The sequence below is a fragment of the Kribbella sp. HUAS MG21 genome, from assembly GCF_040254265.1.
GTDB lineage: Bacteria > Actinomycetota > Actinomycetes > Propionibacteriales > Kribbellaceae > Kribbella.
Window position 1 is genome coordinate 7,748,055 of sequence record NZ_CP158165.1, and the last position, 11,503, is coordinate 7,759,557.

9 protein-coding genes are annotated in these 11,503 nt (G+C 70.2%); 1 reads left to right on the forward strand and 8 read right to left on the reverse strand.

Going from position 1 to position 11,503, the window contains the following annotated elements; genetic code table 11:
• Window positions 1–2: 2 nt before the first annotated feature.
• The 8 genes from murD to mraZ all read right to left on the reverse strand — a co-directional run bounded on the left by murD (window position 3) and on the right by mraZ (window position 9,956).
• Complete coding sequence (gene murD, locus ABN611_RS37390) at window positions 3–1,436, reverse strand: UDP-N-acetylmuramoyl-L-alanine--D-glutamate ligase (protein ID WP_350277028.1); 1,434 nt, start codon at window positions 1,434–1,436, stop codon at window positions 3–5.
• A complete protein-coding gene (mraY, locus tag ABN611_RS37395; protein WP_350277029.1) occupies window positions 1,433–2,494 on the reverse strand; it encodes a phospho-N-acetylmuramoyl-pentapeptide-transferase in 1,062 nt (353 codons plus the stop codon). The genes murD and mraY overlap by 4 nt, the downstream gene beginning before the upstream one ends.
• Entirely contained in the window at window positions 2,491–3,882 is a 1,392-nt protein-coding gene (gene murF, locus ABN611_RS37400) for a UDP-N-acetylmuramoyl-tripeptide--D-alanyl-D-alanine ligase (protein WP_350277030.1), read from the reverse strand. Before murF ends, mraY begins: the two co-directional genes overlap by 4 nt.
• Window positions 3,879–5,405, reverse strand: coding sequence for a UDP-N-acetylmuramoyl-L-alanyl-D-glutamate--2,6-diaminopimelate ligase (locus tag ABN611_RS37405; protein WP_350277031.1), 1,527 nt, complete (start codon window positions 5,403–5,405; stop codon window positions 3,879–3,881). Before ABN611_RS37405 ends, murF begins: the two co-directional genes overlap by 4 nt.
• 65 nt (window positions 5,406–5,470) lie before the next feature.
• Window positions 5,471–7,669 carry a penicillin-binding transpeptidase domain-containing protein gene (locus ABN611_RS37410; protein ID WP_350277032.1) on the reverse strand — a complete coding sequence of 733 codons (2,199 nt, stop codon included), beginning with the start codon at window positions 7,667–7,669 and terminating at the stop codon, window positions 5,471–5,473.
• Between the two features lie 4 nt (window positions 7,670–7,673).
• Complete coding sequence (locus ABN611_RS37415) at window positions 7,674–8,315, reverse strand: hypothetical protein (RefSeq protein WP_350277033.1); 642 nt, start codon at window positions 8,313–8,315, stop codon at window positions 7,674–7,676.
• A complete protein-coding gene (gene rsmH, locus ABN611_RS37420) occupies window positions 8,315–9,280 on the reverse strand; it encodes a 16S rRNA (cytosine(1402)-N(4))-methyltransferase RsmH (RefSeq protein WP_350277034.1) in 966 nt (321 codons plus the stop codon). The genes ABN611_RS37415 and rsmH overlap by 1 nt, the downstream gene beginning before the upstream one ends.
• A gap of 244 nt (window positions 9,281–9,524) precedes the next feature.
• Window positions 9,525–9,956, reverse strand: a complete 432-nt coding sequence (mraZ, locus tag ABN611_RS37425; RefSeq protein WP_130446673.1) for a division/cell wall cluster transcriptional repressor MraZ — start codon at window positions 9,954–9,956, stop codon at window positions 9,525–9,527.
• Between the two features lie 638 nt (window positions 9,957–10,594).
• Between mraZ and ABN611_RS37430 the strand changes: the two genes are divergently transcribed.
• Window positions 10,595–11,500 (forward strand): AAA family ATPase, encoded by a 906-nt coding sequence (locus tag ABN611_RS37430; protein ID WP_350281737.1) that lies wholly within the window; start codon window positions 10,595–10,597, stop codon window positions 11,498–11,500.
• The last annotated feature ends 3 nt before the right edge of the window (window positions 11,501–11,503 follow it).

Sequence of the window (11,503 nt, forward strand, 5' to 3'; positions counted from 1 at the left end):
GATCACCCCAGCCGGCGTACAGCTTCGGCGAAGGCGTCGCCGCGGGCTCCGTAGTTGGCGAACATGTCCCACGACGCGCAGCCGGGCGCGAGCAGCACGGTGTCGCCCACCTGTGCCAGCTTCGCCGCCTCCCCCACCACGATCTGCATGGCTCCAGTGTCCGTTGCCCCGACGACGATCCTCGGGACATCCGGTGCGTGTCGCTCGAGAGCTTCGGCGATCACGTCCTTGTCCTGGCCGAGCAGGACGACCGCCCGCAAACGTTCGCGCGCGGCGATCACCAGGTCGTCGAAGGTCGCGCCCTTGGCCTGCCCGCCGGCGATCCACACCACGTGCTCGTACGCGAGCAGCGAGGCCTGCGCGGCGTGCGGGTTGGTGGCCTTCGAGTCGTCGACATAGTTGACCCCGGCAACATCCGCGACGTGGGCGATCCGGTGCTTGTCCGGCCGGAACCCGCGCAGCCCGTCGCGGATCGCGGTCGCCGGCACGCCGAACGCCCGGGCGAGCGCGGCGGCGGCGAGGGCGTTCGCGACGTTGTGCGGCGCCGGCGGCGTGATGTCGTTGAGCGAAGCCAGCTCCAGCGCCGACGTCGCGCGCTGCTCCACGAACGCCCGGTCGACCAGCAGGTCGTCGACCAGCCCGATCATCGACAACCCCGGCGTGCCGAGCGTGAAGCCGATCGCCCGGCAGCCCTCGATCACGTCGGCTTCCTCGACCAGCTGCTCGGTGGCCGGGTCCGCGACGTTGTACACGCACGCGACCTGGCAGTTCTCGAAGATCCGGCCCTTGTCCTGGGCGTAGGCCTCGAGCGAACCGTGCCAGTCGACGTGGTCCGGCGCGATGTTCAGTACGGCGGCCGAGTGCGCGGACATCGAGTGCGTGAAGTGCAGCTGGTACGACGAGAGCTCGACCGCGATCACGTCGTACGGCTCGGGATCCATGACGGCCTCGAGCAGCGGCAGCCCGACGTTGCCCGCGGCAACCGCCCGGTGGCCGGCGGCCTGCAGCATCGCGGTCAGCATCTGCACGGTGGTGGTCTTGCCGTTGGTGCCGGTGATGCACAGCCAGGGCGCGGCCTTCGACGGGTCGCGGAGCCGCCAGGCGAGCTCGATCTCGCTCCAGACCGGGACGTTCCGCTCGGCGGCCTGCGCGAGCAGCGGGGCGTGCGGCGGTACGCCGGGCGACGTGACGACGACCTCGGCGTCCTTCGGGAGTTCCGCCGTACTGCCCGGGCCGAGCGTGATCGTGGCGCCGAGCGTCTCCAGGATCTGCGCCTTCTCGCGCAGCGCCTCGGTGTCCCGGTCGTCCAGTACGACGAGGTGCTCCGCCCCGGCCTGGATCAGCGAGTCGGCGCAGGCGTAGCCCGCAGTACCGAACCCGAGCACGACGAACCGCGTGGTCGCCCAGCCGTCGTCGGTGCGCGTCGCGAGACTCATCCGGTCACCCATTCCGCGTAGAAGATGCCGAGGCCGATGACCACGCACAGGCCCTGGATGATCCAGAACCGGATCACCACGTTCACCTGTTCCCAGCCGAGCATCTCGAAGTGATGATGCAGCGGCGCCATCCGGAACAGGCGCTTGCCGTGGGTGAGCTTGAAGTAGCCGACCTGCAGGATGACCGAGGCCGTGACGATCACGAACAGGCCGCCGAGCAGCAGCACCAGCAACTCGGTCCGGGTCATCACGGCCATGCCGGACAGCGCGCCGCCGAGCGACAGCGAGCCGGTGTCGCCCATGAAGATCTTCGCCGGCGACGCGTTCCACCACAGGAAGCCGAACAGCGCCCCGGTCAGCGAGGCCGCGACCACCGCCAGGTCGTGCGGATCGCGGACCTCGTAGCAGCGGGTGCCCGGGTTCGTCGTGCAGCTCTGGTTGAACTGCCAGATGCAGATCAGCGTGTAGGCGCCGAACACCATCATCGACGCGCCGGTGGCCAGGCCGTCCAGGCCGTCGGCGAGGTTGACGCCGTTCGACATGCCGGCGATCAGCAGCAGGATCCAGATGATCACCAGGATCGCCGGCAGCTCGAGCCAGCCGATGTCCCGGATGAACGAGATGAACGGCGACGCGGGCCGCTGGCCGCGGTCGTCCGGGAACTGCAGCGCGAGCACCGCGAAGACCACCGCGATCATCGTCTGCCCGGCGAGCTTCGCCTTGCTGCGCAGGCCGAGGCTGCGCTGCCGGAAGATCTTGATGAAGTCGTCCAGGAACCCGACCGCGCCCATGCCGGCGAACAGGAACAGCACCAGCACCGCCGACGCGCTCGGCGGGGTCATCGTGAACAGCTTCGCCGCGATGTAGCCGATGATCGTGGCGAGGATGAAGACCGTGCCGCCCATGGTCGGCGTACCGCGCTTGGTCTTGTGCGAGGTCGGGCCGTCGTCGCGGATCTCCTGGCCGTAGCCCCGTTTGGCGAGCAGCGTGATCGCCCAGCGGGTGCCGAGCAGAGTCAGCACCATCGAGACGGCGCCGCCGAACAGGATCGAGATCACTGCGCGTCCTCCAGCAGGGCATCGGCGAGGCTGCGCAGTTTCGCCGCCTTCGAGGACTTCACCAGGACGACGTCACCGGCGCGCAGCTCCGACTTCAGCAGCTCGAGCGCCTCCGGGATCGTGGCCACGAACGTGGACTCGTTGCCCCAGGAGCCTTCCAGCGACGCCCCGAGATGCATCGGCTTCGCGCCCTGACCGACGACGACGAGCCGGTTCACGTCCAGCCGCACCGCGAGCCGGCCGATCGCGTCGTGCTCCTCCCTCGAGGTGTCGCCGAGCTCGAGCATCTCGCCGAGCACCGCCCAGGTCCGCGCGCCGCGCGACCGGCCGATCGCGACCAGCGACTTCAGCGCCGCGCGGGTCGAGTCCGGGTTCGCGTTGAACGCGTCGTTGATGATCGTGACGCCGTCCGCCCGCTCGGTCAGCTCCATCCGCGCCGCGGACACCCGCGTCGCGGCGTTCAGGCCGTCGGCGATCTGCTCCGGCGTCAGCCCGGCCGCGAGCGCGACGGCCGCGGCGGCGAGCGCGTTCGACACATGGTGCTCGCCGATCAGCCGCAGCTGGACGCTGCCGCTGAACGCGCCGATGTGCAGGGTGAACGCCGGCCGGCCCTCGGCATCGAGCTTCACGTCCGCGGCCCGGACGTCGGCGTCAGGCGCCTCGCCGAAGGTGAGCACCTTCTCCTTCGTCCGGCTGCGCATCCCGGCCACCCGGTGGTCGTCCGCGTTGAGTACTGCGGTCCCGCCGGTGGTGACGGCCTCGATCAGCTCGCCCTTCGCGACGGCGATGTTGTCCTGGCTGCCGAACTCGCCGATGTGCGAGGTGCCGACGTTCAGCACCAGGCCGATCCGCGGCGGCGTGATCCCGGACAGATAGGTGATGTCGCCACGGTGACGCGCGCCCATCTCCGCGACCAGGTACTTGGTCGACGCGGTCGCCCGCAGCGCGGTCAGCGGATGCCCGATCTCGTTGTTGAACGAGCCCTCCGGCGACACCGTCTCGCCGTACGGACGGATCAGCTGGCCGATCAGGTCCTTCGTGCTGGTCTTGCCGGTCGAGCCGGTCAGGCCGATCACCGTCAGCTTCGGCAGCTTGCTCATCACCAGCCGGGCCAGGTTGCCGAGCGCCTGCTGGGTGTCCTCGACGACGATGCACGGGCTGCCCTCGACGGGCCGCGTGGTGAACGAGACCGTGACGCCGGCCGCGGTCGCCGTACCGACGAAGTCGTGGCCGTCGACCCGCTCGCCGGGCAGGGCGACGAACAGCCCGCCCGGTCCGGCGTCCCGCGAGTCGATGACTACGGCGCCGTCGACGACGGCCGTGGGGTCCACGCCCACGAGCTCGCCGCGGACGGCGTCGCCGATCTCGCCGCAACTGACTGGGATCACCGGTCTGCCTCCAACAGCTCACGCACGGTTTCGCGGTCGTCGAACGGGTGGATCACACCGCCGACGTCCTGGCCTGTCTCATGTCCCTTCCCGAGGACGACGACCGTGTCGCCCGGGCCGGCCAGCTCGATCGCGGCCGCGATCGCCTGCCTGCGGTCACCGATCTCGTGCAGGTCCGCGGCCGGCACGGCTTCGCGGGCGCCGGCCAGCGCGGCGGCCCGGATCGCGGCCGGGTCCTCGCTGCGCGGGTTGTCGTCGGTGACGATCACGACGTCCGCGGCCTTCGCGGCCTCGGCGCCCATCGCGGGCCGCTTCCACGGGTCCCGGTCGCCCCCGCAGCCGATCACCGCGAACAAGCGGCCCTTGGTCGCACCGCGCGCGGCCCGCAGCGCCAATGCGACCGCGTCCGGCGTGTGCGCGTAGTCCACGATCACCGCGAGCCCGTCCTGGCGCGTGAACCGCTCCATCCGCCCGGGCACCGACGCGGTCCGCAGCCCGGCCGCGATCGCCTCGGCGGGGACGTCGAGCTGCCGCAGCATCACGGCCGCGAGCAGCGCGTTGGCGACGTTGAAGTCACCGGGCAGCCCGATCTCGACGGTCAGCGTCTCCCCCGGCCCCTGGATGTCGAACACCGTCATGCCGTGCTCCGACCGGTGCCGGTTCGCGACCGTCCAGTCCGCGTCGCCGGTCGTCGACACGGTGACCAGCGGTACGACGGTCTGCGCGGCGAGCCGGCGCCCGTACTCGTCGTCGATCGTCACCACCGCGACATCACAGCGCTCCGGGGTGAACAACGAGGCCTTCGCCTGGAAGTACTCCTCGAACGTGTGGTGGAAGTCCAGGTGGTCCTGCGTCAGGTTGGTGAAGCCCGCGACCGCGAACCGGGCACCGTCCACGCGGCCCATCGCGAGCGCGTGGCTCGACACCTCCATCGAGCACCAGCCGACGGCCTGCTCCCGCATCACCGCGAACAGCGCCTGCAGGTCGGTGGCCTCCGGTGTGGTCCGGACGCTCTTCACGACCTCGTCGCCGATCCGCGTCTCGATCGTCCCGATGAGTGCGGTCGGCCCGAGCTCCCGCAGTACGGAATCGAGCAGGTAGCTGGTGGTGGTCTTGCCGTTCGTGCCGGTCACGCCGACCAGCCGGAGCTCGCTCGTCGGCTCGCCGTAGATCCGCGAGGCGACCGCGCCGAGGACAGCGCGTGGCTTGTCGACGACCAGGACCGGAAGGCCGGTGGCCGCCGCTCGCTCCAGGCCGGACGGGTCGGTCAGTACGGCGACCGCGCCGGCCTGCTGGGCCTTGGCGACGAACTCCGCACCGTGCGTGACCGCGCCGGGCAGCGCGGCGTACAGGTCACCGGGAAGGACGGAACGCGAGTCGAGAGAAACGCCGGTCACCTGCACCGGCGACTCTGCCGGCAGCGGTGAATGGGCGACGCTCGCAAGGTCGGCGAGACCGACCGGCACGACGTGCCGTGGCCTGATCGCTGCGACCGCGCCGCCGGCGGCGGTAGGGGTGGACACGGGCCCTGAGGCTACCGCTCCGGGCCCCGTGACTCCTACCTGACCCTGCGTCACCAGGGCCCGCGTCACTTCCACGTCAGCGGGATGTTCGGCTGCGCCGCGCCGGTCGGCGGTACGACGTACTTCTGCAGCGCGTAGCTCATCACGTCTCGGAACACCGGTCCTCCTTGGAGACCACCACCCCGGGCACCCTGGGGATCGTGCAGTACGACGTACGTCACGAACCGTGGGTTGTCGGCCGGCGCGAATCCGGCGAAAGAAGTCGCCCAGGCGCCGTACTTGCCGGTGCCCGGCACGACCTGCTGCGCCGTACCGGTCTTGCCTGCGACCAGGTAGCCGTCGATCGCGGCCTGCGGGGCGGTGCCCTTCTTGGCCGTGACCGCCTCCATCATCCGGGTGACGTCCTTGGCGGCCTTCTCGCTCACCACGCGGCGCGGCGGGGCGGTCTGGTTCGGCGTCAGGTTGCCGTTGGCGTCGACGTAGTTGCGGACCAGCTTCGGCGGCACGTACACGCCGCCGTTCGCGACCGCGTTCACCGCGGCGGCCTCCTGGACCGCGTTCACCGACAGGCCCTGGCCGAACGCGACGTTCGACCGGGTGATCTCCGGCCACTCGTCGCCCGGGCTCAGCCGGCCCTTGGTCTCGCCCGGGAAGTTCAGCCCGGTCGGCTCGCCGAAGCCGAAGTCGTGCAGGTACTTCACGAACTGCGGGATCGGCATCTTCTGCGCGGCCATGATCGTGCCGACGTTCGACGACTTCGCGATCACGCCGGAGATCGTCATGTTCAGCGTGCCGTGCGGCCAGTGGTCCTTGATCGTCCGGCGCTGCACCTCGATGCTGCCGGGGACCTTCAGCTTGGTGTTCAGGTCGATCAGCCCGGCGTCGGCCAGGGCGGCCATCGTGACCACCTTCTGCACGCTGCCCGGCTCGTAGCTGCGCTCCAGGGCCGGGTTGTTCAGGTCGGACGGCTTGTAGCGCTTGTTCGGGTCGAACGTCGGGTAGTTGGCCAGCGCCATCAGCTCGCCGGACTTGACGTCCATCACAACCACGGTGCCGGCGCTCGCCTTGTACTGCTTGACGGCCTGCTCGATCCGCTTCTCGGCGAAGAACTGCAGGTCGGTGTCCAGGGTGAGCTGGACGCCGAGGCCGGGCTTCGGCTCCTGGACGGTGTGGTTCGCGTTCGGGATCTTGTTGCCCTTGGCGTCGACCTCGTACATCGCCTGGCCGTCCTGGCCGGACAGCTTGTCGTTCAGGCCGTACTCGAGCCCGGACTGGCCCTTGCCCTCGGCGCCCGTGACGCCGACCAGGGTCGCGGCGATGCTGCCGTTCGGGTGGCTGCGGATCGGGTCCTGCTCGGTGTACAGGCCGACCAGCATCGGGGCCTGCTGCTCCTTCGGCTTGCCCTTGTTCTGCTCGGCGATCTTCGCGTTCCGCGCCTTGATCTCGGCCTGGATCTCGCTCCAGACCGTCGGGCTGACCCGGCGCGCGAGGTATTCGAACCGACCGGTGCCGGACATCGCGGCGACCAGCTTCGCGGTCGTCGTACCGGTGAGCTTCGGGGCCAGGATCGCGGCGAGCTGCTGGGCGACGGGCTTGGTCTGCTTCGGGTCCGCGGTGATCGCGACCGCGTCCTCGGTCACCGCGAGATCGACGCCGTTGCGGTCCTCGATGGTGCCGCGGTTCGCGTGCAAGATGTACGTCCGCGCGTTCTCCTTGGTCGCCGCCTGCGCGTAGCTGTCCGGGTCCACGCCCTGCAGCAGCACGAGCCGCCCGGCGAACAGCGACAGCACGAACGCCATTACCCCGAACGTCATCCGCAACCGCAACGTCGGCCGCCCCAACCGCAACATCCGCGGCGGCTTCTTCACCCGCCGCTTCTTCGGCCGAGGCCGCGGCCGGTTCTGCGGCGGCCGCTTCTTCGCCGCTGCCTTCTTGACCGGGGCCTTCTGCACCGGACGCTTGGCCGCGGTCTTCTTCGCGGGCGCCTGCTTGCGCGGGGTCGCCGTACCACTGGCGGGTCGCTTCGCCGCCGCCTTCTTCACCGGGCGCGGCGCGGCGTCCGCAGCCGCGCGCTGCTGCTCCTCGCGGGCCTTGCGGAGGAGTCGTTCGCGGGTGGATTCGGGGCGTTGTGGGGTGGTTCGGCCACTGTCTGTAGTGGACGGACGACGGGGTTGAGCCTTGCGTGGCGGGTTTCCCCGGCCTGGTGCGGTACCGCGTTTGCCCTGTGCCGCACCAGGCGGCTCGTGTCCCCGTCGGTCCGTCATCCGATCATCCCCGTGTGGTCGTGGCGGGCTTCTTCGTCGTGGCCGGCGGCTTGGTGGTGGCCACCGGCGGTTTGGTCGCGGTCCCAGCCGGTGGCTTGGTGGCACCGGCGTTCGGCTTGGTCGTCGTACCCGGCCTGGTCGCGGTGGGCTTGGCCGCGGGCTTGGCGGTGGGCTTCACGACCGGCTTCGCGGTCGCCTTGCCCGTCGGCGTGCCGGGCCCGAACATCGCCGTACCGGCCCCGGCTTTGCCCTCCGCCGGTACGCCGAGCACGCGCCCGTCGGACAGCCGCAGGAACACCGGGTTCGGGTTCGGCACCATGCCCATCCGCAGTGCCCGGTCGGACAGGTGCTGCGGCGACTCCAGCGTCCGGACCTGCTTCTCCAGCTGCTCCTGCTGGTCCCGCAGCTGCTCCGCCTGGCTGCTCAGCCCGGTGATCGCGAACGTCCCGCGCTGCAGCTCCGTGTTCAGCAGCAGCAGGCCGACCAGCCCGGCCGCCAGCAGCGACACCACGAAGATGACGAACGGCATCCGCGGCGGCCGGAACGGCGCGCCGTACACCACCCGCAGCCGCGGCTGCGCCTTCTTCGCCGTGGTACCGGCGGCCGGCGTCACCCGCGCCTTCTGCGGGCTGAAGACAGTACTCATCAGGCCACCAGTCCCCTCTCCCGGATCCGCTCGGCCGCCCGCACGCGGGCGGAGGCGGCGCGCGGGTTCACCGCGACCTCCTCCTCTGTCGGCCGGTCGGCGCCGCGGGTCAGTAGTTTCAGGTACGGTTCGTGCCCGGCCGGGATGACCGGCAGGTCGTCCGGTACGTCGGACTTCGTGCCCGCCGCGAACGCCTGCTTGGTGATCCGGTCCTCGAGCGAGTGGTAACTCATCACCACGATCCGGCCGTGCAGCGCCAGCGCGCCGAGCGCGGCCGGCAGTGCGCGACGCAGTACGTCGAGCTCTCCGTTGACCTCGATCCGCAGCGCCTGGAACGTGCGCTTCGCCGGGTGTCCCCCGGTACGGCGGGCCGCCTGCGGGATCGCGTTGCGCACCAGCTCGGACAGCCGGGCGCTGTTCGTGAACGGCTCGACCTCGCGCTCGCGGACGATCCGGTCCGCGATCCGCCGGGCGAACTTCTCCTCGCCGTACTGGAACAGGATCCGGGCCAGGTCGGCCGCGCTGTAGGTGTTGACGATGTCGGCCGCGGTGGTCGGCGCGCCCGGGTCCATCCGCATGTCCAGCGGCGCGTCCTGCGCGTACGCGAAACCGCGGTCGGCCTCGTCCAGCTGCATCGACGAGACGCCCAGGTCGAACAGGATGCCGTCGATCGCCGGTACGCCGAGGTCGGTCAGCACCCGCGGCAGTTCGTCGTACACCGCGTGCACGAGTGTGATCCGCTCTTCATACGGCGCCAGTCGCTCGCCGGCCAGCCGGAGCGCGTTCGGGTCCCGGTCGAGGCCGATCAGCCGGATCTCCGGGAACTGCCGCAGGAACGCCTCGGAATGACCGCCGAGGCCGAGGGTCGCGTCGACGAAGACCGCCCCGGGACGCGCGAGCGCCGGTGCCAGCAGCGCGACCACGCGCTCCAGCATCACCGGCACATGCCGCTCCGCAGCGTCCATCTCGACCCTTCCCGTCACTTCCCTGCCACTGCGGGAGCGACCCTGCCCCCGCAGGTCCTTGTCGTGCGTCGCCGGCCGTAGACAGCACCGTCCGGTCAGATCGCGGGTACGCCTTCCGGGGAAGTACCTGCTCGGTCTTGGCGCCGGGGAAGTGACGCCAACACTCCAGGTCGGAAGTCGGACCCGTGATCTCACCGGACGGTCGGTGTGTCCCAGTCCTCGCACACTGTTCAGCTCGACGTTGCTAGAAGATGCCGGGCAGTACTTCCTCGGAGAGATCGGCGAACGCCTGCTCCTGCTCCGCGGAGTACCGGTTCCAGTTCTCCGTGTTCCAGATCTCCACCCGGTTCATCGCCCCGATGACGACACAGTCGCGATCCAGTGACGCGTAGTCGCGCAGCATCGGTGGGATGGTGACCCGGCCCTGCTTGTCCGGCATCTCGTTGGAGGCGCCGGCGAACAACATCCGTAGGTAGTCCCGCGCACCCTTGTTGGTGATCGGGGCCTGCTTCAACTGCTCGGTCAGCTGGACGAACTCGCGCTCCGGCCACACGGACAGCGACCGCTCCTGTCCACGGGTGATCACCAGGCCGTCGGCCAGCTCGTCCCGGAACTTCGCCGGCAGGAACAGCCGCCCCTTGTCGTCGAGCTTGGGGAAGTGAGTTCCGAGGAACACGCTCCACCTCCCCGTTGCGGACTCTCCGACTCAGGCGAGTGTTTCCACCACTTCAGTTCCACTGCGCTCCACCTTACTCCACTTTCCACCACCGTCAACCAACTTCCGCCCCATTCCGCCCCCGTGCCGCCTGAATCCACGCTCAGCGCCCGCGTGTCGCTGCGGCCTCAACAGCCGTGTTCGTACGGCGTGTGGAGCCCCGATGGAGCGGTGGTGGAGGGGTGTGGTGGAGCGGAGTGGAGGAGGTGGTGGTGGAAAGTGGAGGACGGCCGGGCGCGTAGCGGTGGGTACCTATGAACCATTCGGGGCGCCGGACCGTGAACCAGATACGGGTTCGGGGCGTCGTACGCCCCGCACGCGCCTTCGCCCGCCCGTACGCTGGGGAGAACCGCCAGATCTCTCGCCACGAGACCGACCCGCCGTGAGGGCGTGTGCCGATGAACACCGAGACGAACACCGAAACGCCAGGTAACGAAAATCCCGCGGCTCTAGGCCGGACCCGGACACCGGGTGAGAATGTGTCGGCAGTCGACGAATGGGGAGAACACAGAGTGAGCACCACCGCGACCAGCTCGCCGCTGGCAGGGGCCGGGGACTTCGACGAGCTGTCCGAGGTGGCGGGCCGGGTCCGCCGGGCCATGGAGCAGGTGATCGAGGGCAAGCCCGACGTCGTCGAGGTCGCCATCACGGTCCTGCTGGCCGAGGGCCACCTGCTGATCGAGGACGTGCCGGGCGTCGGCAAGACGATGCTGGCGAAGGCGCTGGCCAAGTCGATCGACTGCAGCGTGCGCCGGATCCAGTTCACGCCGGACCTGCTGCCCTCCGACATCACCGGCGTCTCGGTCTTCAACCAGGAGATCCGCGACTTCGAGTTCAAGCAGGGCGCGGTGTTCGCGAACATCGTGGTCGGCGACGAGATCAACCGGGCGTCGCCGAAGACGCAGGCCGCGCTGCTGGAGTCGATGGAGGAGCGCCAGGTCACCGTCGACACCACGACCTACACGCTGGAAGCGCCGTTCATGGTGATCGCGACCCAGAACCCGATCGAGATGGAAGGCACCTATCCGCTGCCGGAGGCGCAGCGCGACCGGTTCATGGCCCGGGTGTCCATGGGCTACCCGGAGCCGGCCGCCGAGTTGCGGATGCTGGACGGGCACGCGGCCGACGACCCGCTGCTGAACCTGCAGCCGGTCACCGACGGCCAGCAGATCCTCCGGCTGGTGAAGACGGTGCAGTCGGTGCACGTGTCCGAGTCGGTGAAGGAGTACGCCGTCGCGCTGGTCGGCGCGACCCGGCGCTCGCAGGAGCTGCGGCTGGGCGCCAGCCCGCGGTCCACGCTGCACCTGATCCGGGCGGCCCGCGCGGCCGCCGCTCTCGACTCCCGTGAGTTCGTCCTGCCGGACGACATCCAGGAGCTCGCGGTCCCGGTGCTCGCGCACCGGGTGCTGCCTGCGGCCGAAGCGCATCTCGGTGGGCGCGGCGCGGCCGATGTCATCTCCGGTCTGGTGGCGAGCGTACCGCTCCCCCGCACCCGCCGGGACTGAGAC